Raw genomic sequence first — 21,705 nt, forward strand, 5'->3', positions numbered from 1 at the left:
CCTTTGGAGGCTTAGGGTCATGGTGACACGAACAGCGGGACCGGACGTCGACACGACGCGCGTCGCCGTGTCGACGGTGATCTTCAGCCTGCGCCGCGATCCTGCGGACGATCGCCCGGCCGTCGTCATGCCGCTCGTCCGCCGCACGCGGGACCCCTACGAAGGTCTCTGGGCGCTCCCTGGCGGATGGCTCGACCTGTCCGAGAGCCTCGACACCGCAGCATCCCGCACCCTCGGCGAGACGACCGGACTCGCGCCGAGCTTCCTCGAGCAGCTGTACGCGTTCGGGGCGGTGGACCGCTCCCCCTCGCGTGTCGTCTCGATCGTCTACTGGGCCCTCGTCCGACCAGACGAGGCCGAGCGGGCCGCCGCCGAGGAGAACGTGGCCTGGTTCGACACGGCAGACCTGCCCTGCCTCGCCTTCGACCACCGCGAGATCGTCGACTACGCCCTGTGGCGACTGCGCAGCAAGGTCGGCTACAGCCGGATCGCGCACGGGCTCCTGGCCGACGAGTTCACCCTCGCCGAGCTGCGGGAGGTCTACGAGGCGATCTACTCCCGACGCCTCGACCCCGCGAACTTCCGCCGGCAGGTCGAGAACTCGGGCACCCTCATCCCGACAGAACGCTTCCGCACGGGCAGCCATCGGCCGGCCCGCCTCTACCGCTACAACCGCGAAGTCGAGCTTGCCGACCGCGGCCCCCTCACGCACAGCGAATCGAGCAGATCATGAGCACGACGCCCCTCACTCTCGGTCCCCGGCCCACCGACCCGTCCGTCGATCACGAGATCCAGTCGATCGTCGCCGGCGCCTCGACCGCGGAGACCTGCAACACCGACCTCGCCTCGGGTCCGTGGAACTTCGACATCCGCCCCGGCTACGGTCCCGGCGCCTCGATGGGCGACGTCATCCCGACCGGCGCGCCCCGCCAGGGCGAGCTGCCCGCCGAGTACCGCACCGCATCCGATGACGAGCTGCACGCGCGCATCCGCGCCGCCAAGGCGACTCTCGGCGAGCGCGTCGTGATCCTCGGACACTTCTACCAGCGCGAGGAGGTGGTCGCCCACGCCGACTACCTGGGCGACTCGTTCCAGCTCGCCAACGCCGCCCTCGAGCACCCAGAGGCCGAGGCCATCGTCTTCTGCGGCGTGCACTTCATGGCCGAGACGGCCGATCTGCTCTCGCGCCCCGAGCAGGCCGTCATCCTGCCCAACCTCGCCGCCGGCTGCTCGATGGCCGACATGGCCGACATCGACCAGGTCGAGGAGTGCTGGGAGCAGCTGGAGGAGGTCTACGGCGACATGGCCGCGGTCGACGCCGATGGCCTCGTGCCGGTCATCCCGGTCACCTACATGAACTCCTCCGCCGCGATCAAGGGCTTCGTCGGCCGCCACGGCGGCATCGTCTGCACATCCTCGAACGCCCGCACCGTGCTGGAGTGGGCCTTCGCGCGCGGGCGCCGGGTGCTGTTCTTCCCCGACCAGCACCTCGGCCGCAACACCGCGAAGGCGATGGGGGTGCCGCTCGCGCAGATGCCGATGTGGAACCCGCGCAAGCCTCTCGGCGGATCGGATGCGGGGACTCTCGCCGATGCGCGCGTCATCCTGTGGCACGGCTTCTGCTCGGTCCACCGCCGGTTCACGGTCGACCAGATCGCGAAGGCCCGCGCCGAGCACCCCGGCGTGCGCGTGATCGTGCACCCGGAGTGCCCGATGGAGGTCGTCGACGCCGCAGACGAGGCCGGGTCGACCGACTACATCCGCAAGGCCATCGCCGCGGCGACCGAGCCGACCACATTCGCCGTCGGCACCGAGATCAACCTCGTGCAGCGCCTGGCGGCCGAGTACCCGCAGCACGAGATCTTCTGCCTCGACCCCGTGGTGTGCCCCTGCTCGACGATGTACCGGATCCACCCCGGCTACCTCGCCTGGGTGCTCGAGGCGCTCGTCGCCGGCACGGTCCTGAACCGCATCACGGTTCCGGCGGACGTCGCCGACCCCGCACGCCTCGCGCTCGAGCGGATGCTGGCGGCCCGGCCATGACGATTCACGTCGTCGTCGTCGGCAGCGGCATCGCCGGCCTCACCGCGGCCCTCCACGCGGTCGAGCACGGCGCCCGCGTCACGCTGGTGACGAAGGACGTGCTCGAGCACGCCAACACCCGCTACGCGCAGGGCGGCATCGCCGGCGTCATGTTCGACGACGATCGCGCCGAGGACCACGTGCGCGACACGATGACCGCGGGCGCAGGGCTGAGCGACCCCGACGCGGTCCGCGTGCTGGTCGACGAGGGCCCCGCCCGCATCCGCGAGCTGGTCGCGCTCGGCGTCGCGTTCGACCGCGGCGACGACGGCGAGTTCGTGAAGGGCCTCGAGGCGGCGCACTCGTACCCGCGCATCCTGCACTCGGGCGGAGACGCCACCGGCACCGCCATCGAGAAGGCGCTCGTGGCCCGGCTCCGCGCCAGCGCGGTGCGGGTGATCGAGCACGCGTTCCTCGTGGACCTGATCCTGGATGCCTCCGGCCGTACAGCGGGAGTCGAGCTCCTCGTCGGAGACCGGGATCGCGAGACCCTCGCCGCCGACGCCGTCGTGCTCGCCACCGGCGGGGCGGGCGAGCTCTACGCCCACAGCACGAACCCCTCCGTCGCCACCGGCGACGGCATCGCCGCGGCGCTGCGGGCCGGCGCCGTCGTGCGCGACCTCGAGTTCTTCCAGTTCCACCCCACCGTCCTCGCCGCCGGCGCATCGTTCCTCGTGTCAGAGGCCGTGCGCGGCGAGGGAGCGACGCTGATCGACGAGAACGGCCGCCGCTTCGCGTTCGACGCGCACCCGGACGGCGAGCTCGCGCCGCGCGACGTGGTGGCGCGGGCGATCGCCGCGCAGATGGAGCGGCAGGGCGGGCGCCCCGTCCTCCTGGACGCCACCGGTCTGCGGCCCACGGCCGAGGAGCGCAGCGCCTTCCTGGCGCGCCGGTTCCCCACGATCGACGCGGCCGTCCGCGAGCGCGGGCTGGACTGGGCGCGCGAGCCCATCCCGGTCACGCCCGCCGCGCACTACCTGATGGGCGGCGTGGTCACCGATCTGCAGGGCCGCACCTCCGTGCCGGGGCTCTACGCCGTCGGCGAGGTCGCCTGCACCGGCGTCCACGGCGCCAACCGCCTCGCCTCCAACTCCCTGCTGGAGGGCGCGGTGTTCGGCGCCCGCGCGGGCGACGCGATCACAGCGGACGCCGCATCCGCGTCCTGGCCACGAGAAGCCGCCTTCCGCACGAGGAGCCGCGCGGAGCGCGGTGTCCCGCCCCAGAACGGGTTCGTCGCGCAGACGGAGCGGGATGCCGACGCCGGCCGCATCCCGTTCACCCGGGCTGCGCTGCAGCAGCTCATGTGGGAGCACGCAGGGCTCGTCCGCGACGGAGCCGGCCTCCGCCACGCCGCGTCGGTGATCGCCGCCTGGCGCGCGCAGGAGCGCGAGCCGCGCACCGAGGCCGCCCTCGAGGACGAGAACCTCCTGCTCGTCGCCGCTCATCTGGTGGCCGCGGCGGAGGCGCGCACCGATTCGGTCGGCGCCCACTTCCGCTCCGACACCGCTCCCGCGCCCGTCGCCACGCCCGCCCTCCAGCTCGGAGCCGCCTGATGCTCACCCAGACCACCATCGACCGCGTCGTCGCCGCCGCTCTCGACGAGGACGCCCCCTGGGGCGACATCACCAGCGAGAGCCTCATCCCGGCGTCCGCGACCGCGCAGGCCGAGCTCATCGCGCGTGAGCCGGGCATCTTCAGCGGCGGCGGCGTGTTCGCCGCCGCCTTCCGGTTGACCGACCCGACCGTCCAGGTCGAGCTCCTCGTCGCCGATGGCGATCGGTTCGAGGCCGGCACCGCTCTCGCGATGGTGACCGGCCCCGCCGGCGCGGTGCTCACCGCCGAGCGCATCGGGCTGAACTTCACGCAGCGGATGTCGGGCATCGCGACCCTGACCGGACGCTACGTCGCCGAGGTGGCCCACACCGGCGCCCGCATCGCCGACACCCGCAAGACGACGCCCCTGCTGCGCGCGTTCGAGCGCCACGCCGTGCGGAGCGGCGGCGGGCACAATCACCGGTTCTCGCTGTCGGACGCGGTCATGGCGAAGGACAACCACCTCGCGGTGCTGACCCAGAGCGGCGTGTCGGTCACCGCGGCCCTGCAGGGGGCGATCGCCCGGCTCCCCCACACGACGCACGTCGAGGTCGAGGTGGACCGGCTCGACCAGATCGAGGGCGTGCTCGCCGCGGGCATCGACACGATCATGCTCGACAACTTCTCCCTCGACGAGCTGCGCTGGGGCGTCGAGCAGATCGCCGGCCGCGCGACGATCGAGGCATCGGGCGGCGTGAGCCTCGACACGGTGCGCGCCATCGCCGAGACCGGCGTCGACGTCATCTCGGTCGGCGCGCTCACGCACTCGGCGCCCGCACTCGACCTGGGCCTGGACATCCGCATCGCCGCCGGAGACTGACCGTGCTCTACCTCGACAACGCCGCCACCACCCCGGTGCGCCCCGAGGTGCTCGAGGCGATGATGCCCCACCTCACGCACCGCTACGGCAACCCGTCGAGCCATCACACCGTGGGCGAGGACGCCGCAGATGCCCTGAGCGACGCTCGCGCGCGGGTCGCCAGGATCCTCGGCCTGCGCACCGGCGACATCGTCTTCACCTCCGGCGGCACCGAGGCCAACAACCTCGCGGTCAAGGGCATCGCGATCGCCGCCGCTCAGCGCGGCGCACGCCATCTGATCACCACGCCGATCGAGCACGAGTCGATCCTGGAGTCCGCCGCCTACCTCGCGCGCATCCACGGCTTCGCGGTCACGCACATCCCGGTCGACGGCGACGGCGTCGTGGACCCGGATGCCGTCGCCGCCGCCATCCGCGACGACACCGCGCTGGTGAGCGTCGGCTACGCGAACAACGAGGTCGGCACCGTCCAGGATGCGGCGGCCATCGCGGCCGCGGTGCACGCGGCGCCGGTGGGGCGCAGCATCCCGATCCATCTCGACGCCGTGCAGGCCGCCGGCTGGCTGCCGCTGTCGGCGGCCGACCTCGGCGTCGACGCGATCTCCCTCGCCGGGCACAAGATCGGCGCACCCAAGGGCACCGGCGTGCTCGGCGTCCGCGGACGGATTCCGCTGGAGCCCCTCCTGCACGGCGGCGGTCAGGAGCGCGGCCGGCGCAGCGGCACCGAGGACGTCGCGGGCGCCGTCGGGATCGCCACGGCCCTCGAGCTCGCCGAGCACGACCGGGCCGGCGACGCCGCGCGGGTCACCGCGCTGCGCGACGACTTCATCGCGCGGGTGCTGGGCAGCGTCCCGGCGGCGCGCCTGACCGGTCACCCGGTCCGCCGCCTGCCGGGCACGGCGAGCTTCACCTTCGCGGGCACGAGCGGCGAGGCCGTGCTGCTCGAGCTCGAGCGACGCGGCGTCGTCTCGTCCAGCGGCTCCGCCTGCGCCGCGGGCAGCGACGAGCCCTCGCACGTGCTGACGGCGATGAGAGTGCCCGCGGACGTGGCTCAGACGGCCGTGCGCTTCACGTTCCCGCACGGGTGGAGCGCACCGCTGGGCGAGGTCGCTGCGGCGGTCGCCGCATCCGTCATCGCCGTAGAATCGGGCCGATGACCTCTTCTGCGATCACCGTGATCGTTCCCGGCTACGACGTGGGCCCGTACGCGCAGGAGGCTCTCGACTCGCTCCGCGCGCAGACCCGCACCGACTGGACCGCGATCCTCGTGGATGACGCCTCGAACGACGGCACCGGCGCGCTCTTCGATGCCGCCGCTGCCTCCGACGCGCGGTTCCGCGTGGTACGGCACACCGCGCGTCAGGGACTCTCGGCCGCCCGCAACACAGGGCTGGACCTGGTGGAGACCCCGCTGGTCGGGTTCCTCGACGCCGATGACCTGTACACGCCCGACGCGCTCGCGCGCCTGGCCGGCGTGCTCGAGGAGACCGGCAGCGATTTCGCGGTCGGCGCGTACGTACGGCTGCGTCCGGACGCGGAGGGCGCCTACCACCCGGGGATCGTGCAGCCGTGGGTCGCTGCGGCCACCGACCCCGAGCGCCGCGCGACGACGATCGACGCGCACCCCGAGGCGTCCGGCAACATCGTCGCCTGGTCGAAGGTCAGCCGCACCGGGTTCTGGCGCGAGCAGGGGCTGCGCTTCCCGGTCGGGCGGCTGTACGAGGATCAGATCGTCGCCCAGCGGATGTACTCCGCTGCTCGATCCTTCGACGTCGTGCCCGATGTCGTCGTGCACTGGCGCGAGCGCGCGGACGGATCCTCGATCACGCAGACGAAGGCGGCGCTCCCGGTGCTGCGCGAGTACCTGGACGCGATGGCCGCGGGGGTCGCCGTCCTCGCGGCGGCCGGACACGATGACGCTGTGCGCGCCCGAGTGCGCCTCGTCCAGGACATGGATCTGCCGTCGCTCGTCGAGATCGCCACGACGCACGGCGACCCGGCCTACCGGTCCGCCCTCGGCGACTTCACGCGCGACCTCGTCGCGCAGGGGCCGGGCCTGCCGCTCTCGGCCGCCGCGGAGACCGCTTCGCGCTGGTAGCCCTCACGCCTCAGGAGGATCTACAGGAACGACTGCTCCGGGCACCCGGCCTGGCACGGACCCTGGCAGGGTGTCGACCGCCCCGGTGAGCAGCTCGGCCGCGTCGGCTGCCACGGCGCCGGCCGGCGCGCGGTCGGCGCGCCGCTCCGGATGGTCGGCGGGCGGCTGCACGGCCTCGGTGTCGAGGATCCGCGACGCCGCCAGCTGCTCGGCCGCGAGCTCGGCGTACAGGCCGCCGGCGGCGAGCAGCGCGGCATGCGTACCGGACTCGACGATGCGCCCCGCGTCGACCACGTGGATCACGTCGGCGCCGATGACCGTGGACAGACGATGCGCGATCGACAGCGTCGTCCGACCGCGGGCGGCGGCATCCAGCGCCTCCTGCACCACCCGCTCCGACACGGTGTCGAGCGCCGAGGTGGCCTCGTCGAGGAGCAGCACCGGCGGATCCTTCAGCAGCACCCGCGCGATCGCGATGCGCTGCTTCTCGCCCCCGGAGAGCCGATAGCCGCGCTCGCCCACGATCGTGTCGTAGCCGTGCTCGAACCCCTCGATGATGTGGTGGATGTTGGCGGCACGGCACGCCTCGGCCAGCTCGGCGTCCGTGGCATCGGGCTTGGCGTACCGCAGGTTCTCGCGGATCGTCGCGTGGAACAGGTACGTCTCCTGCGACACGATGCCGACATGGTCGATGATCGACTCCTGCGTGAGCCGGCGGACGTCCTCGCCGGCGAACAGCACCGACCCGGCCGACGCCTCGTACATCCGCGGCGTCAGGTAGAGCACGGTCGTCTTGCCCGCACCCGAGGGGCCGACGAAGGCGACGTGCTGCCCAGGCTCTGCCGCGAACGACACGCCCCGCAGCGTCGGGCGGGCGTCGGGCGCTGCATCCGGATATCGGAAGACGACGTCGCGGAACTCGACGCGGCCGATCGGTCCAGGCGCGTCCACGACCGACCGGGCGTCCGGCGCATCCTGGATGGCGGGCACCAGGTCGAGGTACTCGAAGATGCGCGCGAACAGCGCCGCCGAGGTCTGCAGGTCGAGCGCCACCCGCATGAGCCCCATCAGCGGCATCAGCAGCCGCGCCTGCACGGTGGTGAAGGCGACGACGGTGCCGGCGGTGATCGTGTCGGTGCCGCCCGTGATCAGGTAGCCCGACACGAGGTAGATGACCGCGGGGACGCTCGACATCAGCACCTGGACGACCGCGAAGAACCCCTGACCGCTCATCGCCCTGCGCACCTGCAGCCGCACCTGATTGCGGTTCTCGCCCTGGTAGCGGGCGGACTCCGTGCGCTGACGGTTGAACGACTTCGAGAGCAGGATGCCCGAGACGCTCAGCGTCTCCTGCGTGATGGCGGTGAGCTCGGAGAGCGACTCCTGCGTCTCGCCGGCGATCCGCGCCCGCACCTGCCCGACGCGCCGCTGCACGAGGACGAGCAGGGGCATCATCACGACCGCGATCAGCGTGAGCCGCCAGTCGATGATGAGCATGGCGGCGAGCGAGGCGACGACAGTGACGACGTTGCCGAGGATGCTGGTGACGGTGTTGGTGAGCACGCCCGACACCCCGCCGACATCGTTCTGCAGGCGCGACTGGATGACGCCGGTCTTCGTCCGGGTGAAGAAGGCGAGCTCCATCGCCTGCAGGTGCTCGAAGAGCTTCACCCGCAGGTCGCCGGTGACCCTGTTGCCGACGGTCGAGGTGAACCAGGTCTGCGCGACGCCGAGGGCGGCGGAGAGCAGGAACAGGGCGACCATCACCGTGACGAGGCGGATCAGCAGGGGGATGTCGGGCGCACTGCCGTCGACGGGGAAGAGCGCGTCGTCGAAGATGCGCTGGACGATCAGGGGCGGGATGACCGCGATCGCGGCACCGAGGATCACCAGGATGCCGGTGGAGATCATCTGGCCCAGATACGGCCGGAACAGCGCGACCACGCGACGGCCGAGATGCGGGATGCGGGGAGCATCGGCGTTGAGCCGCTTCTGCGCCGCGATGTCGACGCCGCGGAACGAGGCTCCGCCCCGCGGAGCGCCGGTGCGGGGCACGTCGGTCGGATGCCCGCCGCCGCCTCCGCCCATGCTCACGTGTTCGACACTACCCAGCGCAGGCGACACCGGATCGGTAGGCTGTGGCCATGACCTCCACTCCCGACGTCCCCGATGGCGCAGACCTCGAGGAGGTGCGCGCGGAGATCGACGAGCTGAAGGCCACGCCGACCGACGAGCTGATCTCGCCGTCGCCGGCCGACCTGGGCGAGGACGACACCGAGGTGTCGGACCCTGAGCCCGAGCCCACCGACCCGATCGGCTGAATCCGGCTCACCGGGAATGCCCTGTCGGACCCCGCCGTTACCCTGAGAGCTTGCCTCTCGTGTGATCCGTCTCCGCGGTGATGACGGTTGCGCGCCCCGATCCCCCACCGAGAGACCTGAGGAGCCGACCTATGGCCACCACCGAAACCGCTCCCGGCACGGACAGCATCCGCCTCGCGCCCGCGCCCGCCTCGGGCATGCGGCCGGAGGAGACCCGCGTCATCTGGCTGCTGCTCGCGGCCGCGTTCGTCGCGATCCTCAACGAGACCACGATGGGGATGGCGATCCCGCACCTCATCACCGACCTCGGCATCACCGCCGTCGCCGCGCAGTGGCTGACGACCGCCTTCATGCTGACCATGGCCGTGGTGATCCCGATCAGCGGATTCCTGCTGCAGCGCTTCACAACACGCCAGGTGTTCGTCGCCGCGATGTCGCTGTTCTCCGCGGGCACGCTGATCGCGTTCCTCTCCCCCGGCTTCCCGCTGCTGCTCGTCGCCCGCGTCGTGCAGGCATCGGGCACCGCGATCATGATGCCCCTCCTCATGACGACCCTGATGACGGTCGTGCCGCCGCACGCCCGCGGCCGCATGATGGGCCGCGTCAGCATCGTGATGGCGCTCGCCCCGGCGATCGGGCCCACCCTGTCCGGGCTGCTGCTCGACACGGTCGGGTGGCGCTGGATCTTCGGTGTCGTGCTCCCGATCTCCCTGCTCGCACTGTTCGCGGGCGCCCGCTGGATCCACAACCTGGGCGACACGACCCGCGCGCCGATCGACGTGCTCTCGGTGATCCTGTCCGCGTTCGGCTTCGGCGGGCTCGTCTACGGCCTCAGCCAGATCGGCGGCGCGGCTGCGCACGGCGGCTCGGCGTCCGATGCCGCTGCCGCCGCCAGCTCGACCGTCACGCTCATCGTCGCCTTCGTGGTCAGCATCATCGCGCTGAGCCTGTTCGTGTGGCGCCAGTTCGTCCTGCAGCGGACCGACCAGGCTCTGCTCGACCTGCGCGTCTTCCGCTCGGGCAACTTCACGCTGTCGGTCGCGCAGCTGGCGATCATGTCGATGGCGTTCTTCGGCGCGATCACCGTGCTGCCCCTCTACCTGCAGAACGTGCTGGGCATCCCGGCCCTCACCGCCGGCCTCGCGGTGCTGCCCGGATCACTGCTGATGGGACTGCTCGGTCCGGTCATCGGGCGCATCTACGATGCGAGGGGCACCCGCATCCTGCTCATCCCGGGCGCCGTGATCATCGTCGGAATGCTGTGGTTCTACACCACCTTCGGCGCGCACACCTCGATCTGGGTGGTCGCCGCGGCGCAGACCGTGCTGTCGATCGGCCTCGCGCTCACCTTCACGCCGCTGTTCACGGCCTCACTCGGATCCCTCGAGCCGCGCTTCTACTCGTACGGCAGCGCGGTCGTCGGCACGATCCAGCAGGTCGCCGGCGCCGCCGGCATCGCCCTGATGATCACCGTGATGTCGTCGGCCACCGCGACGGCGGCCGCGAGCGGCGCCTCGGAGCTCGACGCGGGCGCCGCCGGGGCCCACGCGGCCTTCCTGATCGCCGCGATTGTGGCGACGCCGCTGCTCATCGGCGCGTTCCTCATCCGGAAGCCGGCCGACAGCATCGGCGCCCCGCCCGCCGGGCACTGACCCGGCGCGCATCGGCGCATCGGCGCCGACCCCACACCTTGCGCTCGACCCCGCCGCCTGCACGCCGTGCGGAGGCGGTGGGCTCGGCACGACGGGGTGGGGTCGACGCGCGTCGCCCGGGTCAGGGCTGCGCGAGCTGACAGGTCGGGCAGTGCTGCGAGCTCGTGCTCGACGATGCCTGGTCGACGATGACGTCGCCGCACACCGGGCAGACCTCCCCGCCGCGCCCGTGCACGCGCATCGCCGCCACCTTGGCGGCCTTCAACTCGTGCGGGGGGATGCTGCGCCGCGCTGCGACGGCGTCGCGCACGACCGACGTCATGGCGGAGAAGAGCCGGTCGCGCTGCTCCTCGTCGAGCGACGCCGCCTGCACCGCCGGCGGCAGCTTCGCCGCGTGCAGGATCTCGTCCGAATAGGCGTTGCCGATGCCTGCGAACGACTCCTGCTCCTGCAGGAGGGCCTTCAGCTGCTTGCGGCGGCCGACGACCGCGTGGTCGAACGCGGAGCGGGTGAACCCCGGTTCGGCCGGATCGGGTCCGAGCTTGGCGATCGCCGCGACCTCGGCGGGGTCGTCCACGACCGAGAGTCCGATCGAGAGCCACTCGCCCGCATCGGTGAGTTCGATCAGGTCGTCGCCGACGGCGATGCGGCCGATCACGGGGGCGGCGCCCGGAGCGGCCTCGCCGTTCCAGCGCGCCCAGCCGGCGCGACCGAAGCTGATCACGAGGTGCGCAGCATCCGTCTGCACGTCGAGGTGCTTGCCGAATCGCCGCACGGCGCTGATCGTCGCGCCCGCAAGCTCGGTGAGCGGTCGCTGCCGCGTCTTCAGCGCACGGAACTCGTCGAGATCGATGCCCTCGATGCGCCCCGACCGGGTGCGTGCGTCGAGGAACTCGGCGAGCGCCTGCACTTCCGGCGACTCGGGCATGCGCTCAGCGCGAGGTCAGCTGCAGCAGCCGCCACCGCAGCACGATGCGCCCTGCTCCGAAACGAGCAGGTTCGCCTCGTCGGGGACGGGCTGGAGGGTGGGTGCGGGGAGGTTCGAGGTCGCCATGGTTCCATCGTAGGCGCTCGGCCCCCGCACCGGCCCGTCATCGCGTACCGTTGAAGGAAGGGTCTGGCCGTCGCCGGACGCCGCAGGGAGGACATGCCATGAAGATCGTCGCCGGATCCGACTGGAGAGACGCCATCCCCTTCGAGAGCCCCATGCTCGTCGCCGAGGTCGTCCCGGGTGACCCGACCCGCTGCTTCACGTGCGGGCCCGACTCCGAGCTGCGGCCGCGCACCGAGCTGTGGGTCGTGAAGCACAAGCATCCGAAGAATCACGCCGGTTTCGTGCGGTTCTACTGCGCCGAGCACCGCCCGGCGTTCCAGCGCCCCGCACCCGTCGTCGAGACGCGGCCCGGCCGCGCCGCACCCCGCGCCGCCCGCCAGCCCTCGACGCGACAGCCCGCGGTGCGTCGCCCGACCCCATCGGACGAGCGCCCCAAGGCGCTGTGCCCCGACTGCTACGTCGAGGTGCCCGCCACCGGCATCTGCGGCATGTGCGGCAACACGGTGGCGTGACGGCACTGCCTTCACGCGCCACCTAGGGCAGGATGACCCCGGTGCGACGGCGCAGCGTGTGGGTGCTCAGCGTGACCGCGGGAGTGGTCGCCGTCGCCGCGGCGATCGCGGCGGCGATGGGTGGCGCGTCGACGACACCGGACACGGCGACAGGCCCTTCGCCCTCCGGCACCCCGACCGTCACGCCGGCACCGGAGCAGCTGGCGCCGCCCCAGGGGCTCGTCGCGACCGGCATCCTGACGTCGCCGGACGGTTCGACCGCGGGCGCGGTGGAAGTGCGCGTCGTGGGCGAAGAGGCTGAGGTCCTTGTCACCGACCTCGTCAGCGCGCATCCGTCGCTGATCGTCACGATGTCGCTGGTCCCCAGGGAGCAGGACCCGTGCGCGGACGGAGGGCTGTACGACCTCGGCGAGTACCCTGCCGCCAGCGCCATCGAGTTCAACCTGTCGAGCGAGACCGTCCACGGCGACTGGACTGCCTTCGACGAACTCGACCTCAGCGTCGCCGGCGGCGAGCACGAAGGATGCGGGCTGCTCATCGCCGCCCGCGCGCCACTGGACTGGACCATGGACCCGCTGCGCCCGTGGCTCGACGACCTCGCCGATCGCGGCCCGACCATCGGCGCGCACGGTGCTGTCACGCTCGACGCCGACGGCCGGCGGGTCTACGTGGTCGCGGCGGACGATCTGATCGATCCCGTCGCCGCACGGTTCGGCGTCACGCGTGACGACATCTTCTATCTCAACGAAGACCGCATGCCCAACCCTATCAAGGCGATCCTCGACGCGGGCGAGGAGCTCAATCTCACCCTCTCCGCCCGCTGACGGGCGTCAGAGCCCGACCGCGGCCATCCCCGCCGCGTCGTAGCGGTCGCCGGCCACGCCGACGGTCTCGACGAGCAGGTTCAGCTCAGCGATGTCATCGGCGGACAGTGCGACGGCGGTCGCCCCCGCGTTCTCGTCGATGCGCTCGCGCCGGCGGGTGCCGGGGATGGGGACGATGAACGGATGCTGCGCCAGCAGCCACGCGAGCGCGACCTGGCCCGGCGTCGCCCCGCGCCCGGCGGCGAGCGAGCGCACCCGGTCGACCAGCGCCTCGTTGGCGCGGAGGTTCTCCGCCGCGAACCGCGGCACACGAGCCCGGATCTCGTTCGCCGCGAAGGTGGCGTCAGGTGACACCGTGCCGGTGAGGAACCCCTTGCCGAGCGGGCTGAACGGCACGAACCCGATGCCGAGCTCGGCGCAGGCGGGCAGGACCTCGGCCTCGGGGTCGCGGGTCCACAGCGAGTACTCGCTCTGCACTGCGGTCACCGGCTGCACCGCGTGCGCGCGGCGGATCGTCGCTGCACCCGCCTCAGAGAGCCCGAAGTGCTTCACCTTGCCCTCGCGGATGAGATCGCCCACTGTTCCCGCCACGTCTTCGATGGGCACCGCGGGGTCCACCCGGTGCTGGTAGAACAGGTCGATCGCCTCGATGCCGAGGCGTCGCAGCGAGGCGTCGGCGACACGGCGGATGTTCTCCGGACGCGAGTCGGTGCCCTCCATCCGCCCGTCCACGATGCGGAACCCGAACTTCGTCGCCACCACGACCTGGTCGCGGATGGGCGCGATGGCGTCACCGACGAGCTCCTCGTTGTCGAACGGCCCGTACACCTCTGCGGTGTCGATCAGGGTCACACCCTGCTCCACCGCGTAGCGGAGCACGCCGATCATGTCGTCGCGGTCGCCGGGGTTGGGCCCGTAGCTCATCGACATTCCCATGGCGCCGAGGCCGATCGCCGAGACGTCGAGTCCCTGGCCGAGTGTGCGAGTGTGCATGGCTGCTCCTTCCACGGCGGGCATCAGCATCCCGCGCGTTCCACCTGCTCCCTCCAGCGTGCGCTCCGCGGACCGCTGCCACCAGGCACTGGCAGTGCCTGCCTCGGCGCGGGGCGGCGACGCGGGTGTCGGCACCGGGGCGTAGCGTGGCGCCATGAGCGAGTCAGGCTGGCGCAACTTCCTCGCCGCCGACGGCCTCGAGGACTGGGTGGTCATGCACGGCGGCCCGACGGCGGTTTTCCTGGTGGGATCCCTGCAGGAGGCGGCCGCGTTGGCCGCCGCAGTGTCGACTGTCCCCGGCCTGGGTCCTCGCACCGTGCTGACCGTCGCGGCCGACCGACTCACGGTCAAGCTGACGCGCGAGCTGTGGGGCACCGAGATCGAGCACATCGCGATCGCCCAGGAGGTCTCCGGCCTGGCCCGCGCGCACGGCGCGGCCGCGGACAGGCGGGCCGTCCAGGAAGTCCAGGTCGCGATCGCCGCGCAGCCCGACGCCATCGATCTCGGATTCTGGCGCGCCGTGCTCGGCTACGCGCCGATGCACGACGACAACACCATCGACCCGCTGGGGCAGGGCTCCACCGTGTGGATGCAGGAGCTCGACCCGGCGAAGCCGCTCCGCCACGCCATGCACCTCGACGTCTCGGTCGCCGGTTCCGAGGCGGAGTCGCGCCTGGCCGCCGCCGTGGCGGCCGGCGGCCGAATCGTCGACGATTCCGAGGCCCCGAGCGCGTGGATCCTCGCGGACCGCGCAGGCAACAAGGTCTGCATCGCGGCATGGCCGGACGGCGCCGAGCCGCGCGGAGCTGAGGGCGGATGAGCGAGCGCGGCTACGACCGCTGCAGGAGGATCGCGGCGGGCATCCGCGCGACGATGACGCGGAACGCCGGCTTCACGGTCGCGGCCGCGATGGCGGGCTCGACGATGCGCGGGGCGGTCACGATGTGCTCCGAGCCCTTCCAGACGATCCGGGCCGTGCCGGCGGCGACCACGTTGCGTGCCCAGTTCGTGTGAGGGCCCCAGGGCAGACCGATCACGATCAGGCCGGGATCGGAGCTCGGCACGACAGCCACGGGGACGGAGTAGGGGGTGCCGCTCTTGCGGCCCGTGTGGTGGAGCACCGCCCAGAGCGGGAAGAGGCGCCGTCCGGCCAGCATCGTCGCGATCGGCTCGGTGGCCGCGATGAGCGCGCGCGGCGGACCCGAGCTTCCCTCGGACCGGCCGCGTCGGAGTCCTGTACCCCCGCGCCGCACGTCGCCGAAGTGGAATGCGAGCACCGCGGCCATTCCGATCGCCCCGACCACGGCGCCGGCCGCCTGGCCCCGTGAGCGGATGCCGTGGCGCAGCGCCGCTGCTCCCGCGATCGCGTTGACGGCGCTCCACGCCACATTCGAGGTGGGCGAGGACTCCCCCACCCCTGGGGGATCGCCGAAGGGGCTCGGGAACGGCTTGCCTTGCACTCCGCTCACGCCGTGCGGGACCGCGTTGACGAGCAGCGCTGCGCCGAGCGCGGCGCGCAGGATCGACCTGACGGACATGCGCTCAGACTACGTCCGCATACCGCGAGCGATGCCATGATGCGGAGGTGACCTTCGTCCACGGCCGCCGGCTTCTCATCTTCGTCCCGCTGACGCTCGTCGCAGCTCTCGCCGGGTGCGCATCGCCCTTCGCGCTGTCGGACCCGGCGCCGAGCGGTGTGCCCACGCCGGCGGTGACCGAGTCGTTCGGCTCGCCGACCGGCGACGACGCGCTGGTGGTGCGCTACGACGACACCGAGCTGCACATCGCGTCGATGGATGCCGCCAGCAACCTCGAGACGATCCCCGACGACCTGCCGTCCCTCCGCGCCGAAGACGTCTACGTGTTCGTTCCGCAGGCGGGGTGGACGCTGAGCGCGGCGCAGTTCACGGGCGAGCCCTACGAATGCGACGAGTGGTCGCTCACACCCGAGCAGACCGATCTCGGCGGCGGATGGTGGGCAGTCCGGCCAGTCGGCCAGGCCGGCGACTATACGCTGCAGCTCAGCGCCGCGAGCGGGCCCGGCCTGCCGCTCGGCGGTGAAGTCGGCGCAGTCGGCGCGTACATCGCGCTGCAGACGACGACGGACCGACCGCTCCCTCCGCCTGTCGCCACCCTCGACGTTCTCGCATCCGACGACGAGCCCGGGTCGGTCTCCGTCTCGCTCATCGGCCTGTCGGTCTCTCCTGCGGAGGTCACCTCCACGGTGACACTCACCGGTCCGGATGGCGACCGCGTGACGGTCGCGCCTGCGTCGCCAGCCGACACCTGCAACGCCGCCGGTGACGAGCTGCTGACTGCGGAGCTCTCGGTCGCCGACGCGGAGACCCTCGGCGACGTGCCGTACGACTACGACATCGAGCTCACGCTCGACGGTCAGACCTATCGCGCGACCGGATCCCTCGCCGAGGGCATGGGGGACGCTCTGGAGTTCGCACCGCCGCTGCCCTGAGTCAGATCTCAGCGAACAGCGAGTGAGAATCGCGCTGGTGCTGACTCGGGGATGGTGCTGTCATGATGCGGAGGTGGATCGAATGAGCACCCGGCACGCACTCGCTTCCACGGTGGCGCTGGCCGCGGTCATCGGCGTGGTCTTCGGGCTGGGCGGATGCGCCGCCGACGATTCCGAAGCCGGCTTCGGCTTGCCGACCCTCAGTCCCGAGGAATCGGCCGGCGTGCTCGACGCCGCAGGGCCTGCGGCAGTGGACGGCGCACTCCAGGTCGAGACGAACGGCTGCTTCATGTGGCGCGCGGACGGCGCGCCCGAGGACGGCGCGTGGATCGTGTGGCCGGAAGGGGCGCGTCAGGACGCGGACGTCGTCGTTCTCTCGAGTGGAGACCGCGTGGGCTCGGGCGACGGAATCCTCGGCGAAGGCGATCTCGTCACCCTCTCCGACCTGCCGTCAGGCGCCGATCCTGACTCCTACTTCGGCAGCTTCGGCGCATTCTGCGGCGCAGACGAGCGCGGGGTGATCGTGCTCGAGCGGGCTGACGCCCCCGCCCCGTGAGCTACCTTCGGGGGAGAACGAAAGGCGCCGCCACGTGAAGATCTCCCTGCTCCGACGGTTCGTCGCACTCGTCGATGAAGGCATCCACTTCCCGCGCGCTGCGGAGGCACTCGGCATCCCGCTGGCCTCGCTGTACACCTCGATCGACAAGCTGGAGGAAGAGGTCGGACACCCGCTCTTCACGGGAGCCAAGTCCAACCTCGCCCTGACCGGCGCGGGCGCGCTCCTCCTCGAGGAGGCTCGGCAGCAGATCGCCGCAGCGCCCGCACCGGCGCCCAAGCAGGTCGCTCCGGCCGGCGGCAAGGCGAAAGCGTCGAAGGGGAAGGGGCGGACACCCCGGGTGAAGGGTCAGCCCGTGACATACAAGAAGCGCCAAGGGCGATAGCGGGCGTTTCGTCTCGCTGCGCTCGCTCAACGACCGGCGGGAGACCTCCTACCGCTCGGTGACCTGTCCGGCCTCGACACGCCAGTGCCGATCGGTCCTCACCGTCGCCAGCATCCGTCGGTCGTGGGTCACGAGCAGCAGACACCCCTCGTACGATTCGAGCGCCTGTTCCAGCTGCTCGATGGCCGGCAGATCCAGGTGGTTCGTCGGCTCGTCGAGCACCAGCACATTCACGCCGCGTGCCTGCAGGAGGGCCAGGGCGGCGCGCGTGCGCTCCCCCGGTGACAGCTGGTCGACCGGTCGCAGCACGTGATCGGCCTTGAGTCCGAACTTCGCGAGCAGCGTGCGCACCTCACCCGCGGCCATCTCGGGGACGAGCTCTTCGAACGCGGCGGCGAGCGGCTGCGACCCTGCCAGCAGCCCGCGCGCCTGGTCGATCTCGCCGATCTGCACGTTGGCGCCGAGGCCCGCCGTGCCCTCATCCGGCACCTGCGTGCCCAGCAGCGCGCGGAGGAGCGTCGACTTGCCTGCCCCGTTGGGTCCGGTGATGCCAATGCGCTCGCCCGCGTTCACCTGCAGCGAGAGCGGACCGAGAGTGAATGCGCCCTGGCGGAGCACCGCGCCGCTCAGCGTCGCCACCACCGAGCTCGATCGGGGTGCCGATCCGATGGTGAATTCGAGCTGCCACTCCTTGCGCGGCTCCTCGACCTCGTCGAGCCGGGCGATCCGGCTCTCCATCTGGCGCACCTTCTGCGCCTGCTTCTCGCTCGACTCCGTCGCGGCCTTGCGGCGGATCTTGTCGTTGTCGGGCGACTTCTTCATCGCGTTGCGCACGCCCTGACTCGACCACTCCCGCTGCGTCCGCGCTCGCGCCACGAGGTCGGCCTTCTTGTCGGCGAACTCGTCGTACTTCTCCCTCGCGTGGCGGCGCAGCGTCGCGCGCTCTTCGAGGTACGCGTCATAGCCGCCGCCGAAGACCCGGTTGGCGTTCTGCGCCAGATCGAGCTCGAGCACACGGGTCACGCAGCGCGCGAGGAACTCGCGGTCGTGGCTGACCAGAACGACGCCGCCCCGCAGCCCGCGCACGAACGACTCCAGGCGTTCGAGTCCGTCCGGGTCCAGGTCGTTCGTGGGCTCGTCGAGAAGCACGATGTCGAACCGCGACAGCAGGAGAGCCGCGAGCCCGACGCGGGCGGCCTGCCCACCCGACAGCGCGGTCATGAGCGCATCGCCGCCGAGGTCGAGGCCGAGATCCGCGAGCACCACGGGGAGCCGCTCCTCGAGATCGGCGGCGCCGCTCGCCAGCCACCGATCGAGCGCGACCGAGTACGCGTCCGCCGGGTCGACGCCCGGCGTCGCGGAGTCGGGGTCGCCGAGAGCGGTGGCGGCAGCATCCATCTCGCGCGTCGCGTCCGCGCAGCCGGTGCGTCGGGCGATGTAATCGGCGACGGTCTCGCCCGGGATGCGCTCGTGCTCCTGCGGCAGCCAGCCCACGAAGGCGTCGGCCGGCGCGAGCGAGACAGTGCCCGCCTGCGGCTCGTCGATGCCGGCGAGCAGCTTCAGCAGCGTGGACTTGCCTGCGCCGTTCGCCCCCACGACGCCGACCACGTCGCCCGGCGCGACGGTCAGGTCGAGGCCCTCGAAGAGGGTGCGGTGGCCGTAGCCGCCGGCGAGGCTCTGGGCGACGAGGGTTGCGGTCATGGCTCGATCTTCTCGGGGCGTGGGCGCCGGTCGCTGCGGGCGGGGTCAGAGTCCGACGACGAAGGGATCGAACGCCAGACCGAGCGTACTACCGCCCTGACCACGGCTCGCGGCTGAGTGGCCGCTCGGACCCGGGCAGCTCCTGGCTGAGGCGGGCCGGTCCCAGTAGTCTCACCTCAACCGGCTCGACGAGGAGGCGGTAGGTGGTCTACCGAATGGGGATGCCCGTGAACGATGATCGGACGCGCGCTGTGCGGCGCATCATGGCCGGTGCGGCGCTGGCCGCCTTCGCCCTCGGCGGCGTGATCGCGGTACCCGCGGGGGCGCAGGCGCGTGACACAGCACCGCTCGAACTGAAGATCGGAGTCCCGGCCTCTGCTGGCGTCTTCACGGCCGGGGAGACGATTACCGTAACCTTCACCGCGAGGAACGCCGGGAACTCCGCCGTTACCCTGCCAGAGGATGCGCGCGTCGTCGTGGAAGCGGTGCAAGACGGCCCTGTCACGTCCTACACCGGCGACTGCGCGGCCACCGGCGTCATGCCCGTGGACTCCTATGTCAAGCACAGCGGCGAGTTCGACCTCCCACCCGTCATGCAGGTCGGTGAGATGATCACCTGCACGACCACCTACACCCCTACCGCGGATGACGTGGCCGCCGGCGGCATCTTCGGAGCGCTCTCCTATCAGCTGGTGCCGAACCTGAAGGAGGCGGGCTGGAAGTACTACACCCTCGCCGCCGAGGGTGGTTCGCCGACTCCCGTGATCGCCTCCACCGCGATCGTAGGGAAGCCGCTGACGGTGAAGCGAGGCTTCTACGGATGGTGGAACGAGATCTTCGAGTACACCTGGCTCGTCGACGGCAAGCCGGCCGGCCGAGTCGGCCCCGCGTTCACGCCGACGGACGACGAGCTCGGATCGGTCATCAGTGTCCGCGTCGCCGGCATGTCCGAGTACGGCTCGATCATCAAGACGTCCAATGCGACGGCCCCTGCGGTGGGGAAATTCACCGCACCCACCCCGAGAGTCATCGGCAACACGCGAGTCGGATCGACCCTCACCGCGATCCCAGGAATCTGGACCCCCTCCGCAGCCAAGACGACCTACCAGTGGTACCGAGCATCGTCGGCCATCTCAGGCGCGACGAACTGGACGTACAAGCTCACGGCTGCCGACAAGGGCCGGACCGTCAAGGTGAAGGTCACCGGCGCGAAGCCCGGCTACCCCACCCTCTCGAAGGTGTCCCTCCCGACAACCACGATCGATGCGGAACACATCGTGACGGCGACCCCGAAGATCACCGGCACGACCACGGTCGGCAGGAAGCTCACCGCCACCGCGGGCGCGTGGCGGCCGGCGAGCGTCACCCTGACCTACCGGTGGTACCGCGACAACTCTGCGATCAAGGGCGCGACGAAGCCTGCATATCTGCTGACCGCGGCCGATCGGGGCAAGACCATCAAAGTGAAGGTCACCGCCTCGAAGACCGGGTATACGACTGTGGCGAAGGTCTCGCAGGCGACAGCCGAGATCCGCTAGTTCTGCCATCGGCTCACCTGGACAGCTCAGACGTTGAAGCGGAACTCCACCACGTCGCCGTCGTGCATGACGTACTCCTTGCCCTCGAGGCGCGCCTTGCCGCGGTGGCGGGCCTCCAGGACGGACCCAGCCTCGATGAGGTCGTCGAACGAGATGACCTCGGCCTTGATGAAGCCCTTCTCGAAGTCGGTGTGGATCACACCGGCCGCCTGAGGAGCCTTCCAGCCCTTGCCGATCGTCCAGGCGCGCGCTTCCTTCGGACCGGCCGTCAGGTAGGTCTGCAGCCCGAGCGTGTCGAATCCGATGCGCGCGAGCTGGTCCAGCCCCGACTCGTCCTGACCGGTCGAGGCGAGCAGCTCTGCGGCGTCCTCCGGGTCGAGGTCGATCAGCTCCGACTCGATCTTCGCGTCCAGGAACACGGCGTGGGCCGGGGCGACCAGGGCCTCCAGGGAAGCCTTGGCGGCAGCATCCGTCAGAATCGCCTCGTCCACGTTGAAGACGTAGATGTAGGGCTTCGCGGTGAGCAGGCCCAGCTCCTTGATCGGCGCGAGGTCGATGCCCGAGTGCGAGAGCAGCACGCCGCGCTCCAGGGCATCCTTCGCGGCGACCGCCACCTCGAGGACCGAGGGGTCGGTCTTCTTGCCCTTGACCTCCTTCTCGATGCGCGGCACGGCCTTCTCGAGCGTCTGCAGGTCGGCGAGCATGAGCTCGGCGTTGATGGTCTCGAGGTCGTTCTGGGGGTTCACGCCGCCCTCGACGTGCACGACGTCGTCGTCGGTGAAGCCGCGGACGACCTGGGCGATGGCGTCTGCCTCGCGGATGTTCGCGAGGAACTGGTTGCCGAGCCCCTCGCCCTCGCTGGCGCCGCGCACGATGCCCGCGATGTCGACGAAGGAGACCGTCGCAGGCAGGATGCGCTCGGAGTGGAACACCTCCGCGAGCTTCTCGAGCCGCGGATCGGGAAGGCTCACCACGCCGACGTTGGGCTCGATCGTCGCGAACGGATAGTTCGCCGCGAGCACGTCGTTCTTGGTGAGTGCGTTGAAGAGGGTGGACTTGCCGACGTTGGGCAGGCCGACGATGCCGATAGTGAGAGCCACGGGCCC

21 protein-coding genes are annotated in these 21,705 nt (G+C 71.3%); 15 read left to right on the forward strand and 6 right to left on the reverse strand.

Going from position 1 to position 21,705, the window contains the following annotated elements:
- Nucleotides 1-19: 19 nt before the first annotated feature.
- The 6 genes from Microterr_RS08545 to Microterr_RS08570 are packed head-to-tail and all read left to right on the forward strand — an operon-like array spanning nucleotide 20 to nucleotide 6,593.
- Nucleotides 20-733, forward strand: a complete 714-nt coding sequence (locus Microterr_RS08545; RefSeq protein ID WP_263798380.1) for an NUDIX hydrolase — start codon at nucleotides 20-22, stop codon at nucleotides 731-733.
- Nucleotides 730-2,043, forward strand: coding sequence for a quinolinate synthase NadA (gene nadA / locus Microterr_RS08550; RefSeq protein WP_263798379.1), 1,314 nt, complete (start codon nucleotides 730-732; stop codon nucleotides 2,041-2,043). Before Microterr_RS08545 ends, nadA begins: the two co-directional genes overlap by 4 nt.
- Complete coding sequence (gene nadB / locus Microterr_RS08555) at nucleotides 2,040-3,635, forward strand: L-aspartate oxidase (RefSeq protein WP_263798378.1); 1,596 nt, start codon at nucleotides 2,040-2,042, stop codon at nucleotides 3,633-3,635. The genes nadA and nadB overlap by 4 nt, the downstream gene beginning before the upstream one ends.
- Entirely contained in the window at nucleotides 3,635-4,495 is an 861-nt protein-coding gene (nadC, locus tag Microterr_RS08560; protein WP_263798377.1) for a carboxylating nicotinate-nucleotide diphosphorylase, read from the forward strand. Before nadB ends, nadC begins: the two co-directional genes overlap by 1 nt.
- A gap of 2 nt (nucleotides 4,496-4,497) precedes the next feature.
- Entirely contained in the window at nucleotides 4,498-5,652 is a 1,155-nt protein-coding gene (locus Microterr_RS08565; protein WP_263798376.1) for a cysteine desulfurase family protein, read from the forward strand.
- Nucleotides 5,649-6,593: a glycosyltransferase family 2 protein gene (locus Microterr_RS08570; RefSeq protein ID WP_263798375.1), complete on the forward strand. Its 945-nt coding sequence runs from the start codon at nucleotides 5,649-5,651 to the stop codon at nucleotides 6,591-6,593. Before Microterr_RS08565 ends, Microterr_RS08570 begins: the two co-directional genes overlap by 4 nt.
- A gap of 3 nt (nucleotides 6,594-6,596) precedes the next feature.
- Here Microterr_RS08570 and Microterr_RS08575 read toward each other — a convergent pair whose 3' ends face one another.
- Nucleotides 6,597-8,681 (reverse strand): ABC transporter ATP-binding protein, encoded by a 2,085-nt coding sequence (locus Microterr_RS08575; protein ID WP_263798794.1) that lies wholly within the window; start codon nucleotides 8,679-8,681, stop codon nucleotides 6,597-6,599.
- A 56-nt stretch (nucleotides 8,682-8,737) separates the two neighbouring features.
- Between Microterr_RS08575 and Microterr_RS08580 the strand changes: the two genes are divergently transcribed.
- Together Microterr_RS08580 and Microterr_RS08585 are read left to right on the forward strand one after the other, a co-directional pair.
- The gene (locus Microterr_RS08580) at nucleotides 8,738-8,914 is read left to right on the forward strand and encodes a hypothetical protein (RefSeq protein ID WP_263798374.1); all 177 of its coding nucleotides are present in this window, start codon (nucleotides 8,738-8,740) and stop codon (nucleotides 8,912-8,914) included.
- A gap of 131 nt (nucleotides 8,915-9,045) precedes the next feature.
- Nucleotides 9,046-10,566, forward strand: a complete 1,521-nt coding sequence (locus Microterr_RS08585; protein WP_263798373.1) for a DHA2 family efflux MFS transporter permease subunit — start codon at nucleotides 9,046-9,048, stop codon at nucleotides 10,564-10,566.
- Between the two features lie 121 nt (nucleotides 10,567-10,687).
- Here the strand turns inward: Microterr_RS08585 and Microterr_RS08590 are convergent, their stop codons facing one another.
- The gene (locus Microterr_RS08590) at nucleotides 10,688-11,494 is read right to left on the reverse strand and encodes a DNA-formamidopyrimidine glycosylase family protein (RefSeq protein ID WP_263798372.1); all 807 of its coding nucleotides are present in this window, start codon (nucleotides 11,492-11,494) and stop codon (nucleotides 10,688-10,690) included.
- 224 nt (nucleotides 11,495-11,718) lie between these two features.
- On the opposite strand from Microterr_RS08590, the gene Microterr_RS08595 reads away from it, so the two are divergent.
- Together Microterr_RS08595 and Microterr_RS08600 are read left to right on the forward strand one after the other, a co-directional pair.
- A complete protein-coding gene (locus Microterr_RS08595) occupies nucleotides 11,719-12,132 on the forward strand; it encodes a glucose-6-phosphate dehydrogenase (protein WP_263798371.1) in 414 nt (137 codons plus the stop codon).
- A 41-nt stretch (nucleotides 12,133-12,173) separates the two neighbouring features.
- Nucleotides 12,174-12,956: a hypothetical protein gene (locus tag Microterr_RS08600; RefSeq protein ID WP_263798370.1), complete on the forward strand. Its 783-nt coding sequence runs from the start codon at nucleotides 12,174-12,176 to the stop codon at nucleotides 12,954-12,956.
- A 6-nt stretch (nucleotides 12,957-12,962) separates the two neighbouring features.
- On the opposite strand, the gene Microterr_RS08605 is transcribed toward Microterr_RS08600, so the two are convergent.
- On the reverse strand, nucleotides 12,963-13,949 hold the full coding sequence (locus Microterr_RS08605) for an aldo/keto reductase (protein WP_263798369.1): 987 nt from the start codon (nucleotides 13,947-13,949) through the stop codon (nucleotides 12,963-12,965).
- A gap of 154 nt (nucleotides 13,950-14,103) precedes the next feature.
- Between Microterr_RS08605 and Microterr_RS08610 the strand changes: the two genes are divergently transcribed.
- Nucleotides 14,104-14,769, forward strand: coding sequence for a VOC family protein (locus tag Microterr_RS08610; protein ID WP_263798368.1), 666 nt, complete (start codon nucleotides 14,104-14,106; stop codon nucleotides 14,767-14,769).
- 10 nt (nucleotides 14,770-14,779) lie between these two features.
- On the opposite strand, the gene Microterr_RS08615 is transcribed toward Microterr_RS08610, so the two are convergent.
- A complete protein-coding gene (locus Microterr_RS08615; RefSeq protein ID WP_263798367.1) occupies nucleotides 14,780-15,487 on the reverse strand; it encodes a nitroreductase family deazaflavin-dependent oxidoreductase in 708 nt (235 codons plus the stop codon).
- A gap of 47 nt (nucleotides 15,488-15,534) precedes the next feature.
- Here Microterr_RS08615 and Microterr_RS08620 point away from each other — a divergent pair, with 47 nt between their 5' ends.
- From Microterr_RS08620 to Microterr_RS08630, 3 genes are all read left to right on the forward strand, one after another.
- On the forward strand, nucleotides 15,535-16,419 hold the full coding sequence (locus tag Microterr_RS08620) for a hypothetical protein (RefSeq protein ID WP_263798366.1): 885 nt from the start codon (nucleotides 15,535-15,537) through the stop codon (nucleotides 16,417-16,419).
- Nucleotides 16,420-16,501: 82 nt separating this feature from the next.
- A complete protein-coding gene (locus Microterr_RS08625; protein ID WP_263798365.1) occupies nucleotides 16,502-16,975 on the forward strand; it encodes a hypothetical protein in 474 nt (157 codons plus the stop codon).
- 34 nt (nucleotides 16,976-17,009) lie between these two features.
- Nucleotides 17,010-17,360 (forward strand): LysR family transcriptional regulator, encoded by a 351-nt coding sequence (locus Microterr_RS08630; protein ID WP_263798364.1) that lies wholly within the window; start codon nucleotides 17,010-17,012, stop codon nucleotides 17,358-17,360.
- A gap of 48 nt (nucleotides 17,361-17,408) precedes the next feature.
- On the opposite strand, the gene Microterr_RS08635 is transcribed toward Microterr_RS08630, so the two are convergent.
- A complete protein-coding gene (locus Microterr_RS08635; protein ID WP_263798363.1) occupies nucleotides 17,409-19,061 on the reverse strand; it encodes an ABC-F family ATP-binding cassette domain-containing protein in 1,653 nt (550 codons plus the stop codon).
- A 221-nt stretch (nucleotides 19,062-19,282) separates the two neighbouring features.
- On the opposite strand from Microterr_RS08635, the gene Microterr_RS08640 reads away from it, so the two are divergent.
- Nucleotides 19,283-20,599, forward strand: a complete 1,317-nt coding sequence (locus Microterr_RS08640; RefSeq protein WP_263798362.1) for a hypothetical protein — start codon at nucleotides 19,283-19,285, stop codon at nucleotides 20,597-20,599.
- 26 nt (nucleotides 20,600-20,625) lie between these two features.
- Here Microterr_RS08640 and ychF read toward each other — a convergent pair whose 3' ends face one another.
- Nucleotides 20,626-21,699 (reverse strand): redox-regulated ATPase YchF, encoded by a 1,074-nt coding sequence (gene ychF, locus Microterr_RS08645; protein WP_263798360.1) that lies wholly within the window; start codon nucleotides 21,697-21,699, stop codon nucleotides 20,626-20,628.
- Between the last annotated feature and the right edge of the window lie 6 nt (nucleotides 21,700-21,705).

The sequence above is a fragment of the Microbacterium terricola genome (assembly GCF_027943945.1).
Classification (GTDB): domain Bacteria; phylum Actinomycetota; class Actinomycetes; order Actinomycetales; family Microbacteriaceae; genus Microbacterium; species Microbacterium terricola.

Bases quoted from the DNA above. Each gene is read 5' to 3' on its own strand.
- Microterr_RS08575 (WP_263798794.1), bottom strand. From the start codon at position 8,681: ATGGGCGGAGGCGGCGGCGGGCATCCGACCGACGTGCCCCGCACCGGC.
- Microterr_RS08580 (WP_263798374.1), top strand. From the start codon at position 8,738: ATGACCTCCACTCCCGACGTCCCCGATGGCGCAGACCTCGAGGAGGTG.
- Microterr_RS08625 (WP_263798365.1), top strand. From the start codon at position 16,502: ATGAGCACCCGGCACGCACTCGCTTCCACGGTGGCGCTGGCCGCGGTC.
- nadB (WP_263798378.1), top strand. From the start codon at position 2,040: ATGACGATTCACGTCGTCGTCGTCGGCAGCGGCATCGCCGGCCTCACC.
- Microterr_RS08615 (WP_263798367.1), bottom strand. From the start codon at position 15,487: ATGTCCGTCAGGTCGATCCTGCGCGCCGCGCTCGGCGCAGCGCTGCTC.
- Microterr_RS08545 (WP_263798380.1), top strand. From the start codon at position 20: ATGGTGACACGAACAGCGGGACCGGACGTCGACACGACGCGCGTCGCC.
- Microterr_RS08590 (WP_263798372.1), bottom strand. From the start codon at position 11,494: ATGCCCGAGTCGCCGGAAGTGCAGGCGCTCGCCGAGTTCCTCGACGCA.
- Microterr_RS08640 (WP_263798362.1), top strand. From the start codon at position 19,283: ATGCCCGTGAACGATGATCGGACGCGCGCTGTGCGGCGCATCATGGCC.
- nadA (WP_263798379.1), top strand. From the start codon at position 730: ATGAGCACGACGCCCCTCACTCTCGGTCCCCGGCCCACCGACCCGTCC.
- Microterr_RS08595 (WP_263798371.1), top strand. From the start codon at position 11,719: ATGAAGATCGTCGCCGGATCCGACTGGAGAGACGCCATCCCCTTCGAG.
- Microterr_RS08585 (WP_263798373.1), top strand. From the start codon at position 9,046: ATGGCCACCACCGAAACCGCTCCCGGCACGGACAGCATCCGCCTCGCG.
- Microterr_RS08610 (WP_263798368.1), top strand. From the start codon at position 14,104: ATGAGCGAGTCAGGCTGGCGCAACTTCCTCGCCGCCGACGGCCTCGAG.
- Microterr_RS08570 (WP_263798375.1), top strand. From the start codon at position 5,649: ATGACCTCTTCTGCGATCACCGTGATCGTTCCCGGCTACGACGTGGGC.
- nadC (WP_263798377.1), top strand. From the start codon at position 3,635: ATGCTCACCCAGACCACCATCGACCGCGTCGTCGCCGCCGCTCTCGAC.
- Microterr_RS08635 (WP_263798363.1), bottom strand. From the start codon at position 19,061: ATGACCGCAACCCTCGTCGCCCAGAGCCTCGCCGGCGGCTACGGCCAC.
- Microterr_RS08605 (WP_263798369.1), bottom strand. From the start codon at position 13,949: ATGCACACTCGCACACTCGGCCAGGGACTCGACGTCTCGGCGATCGGC.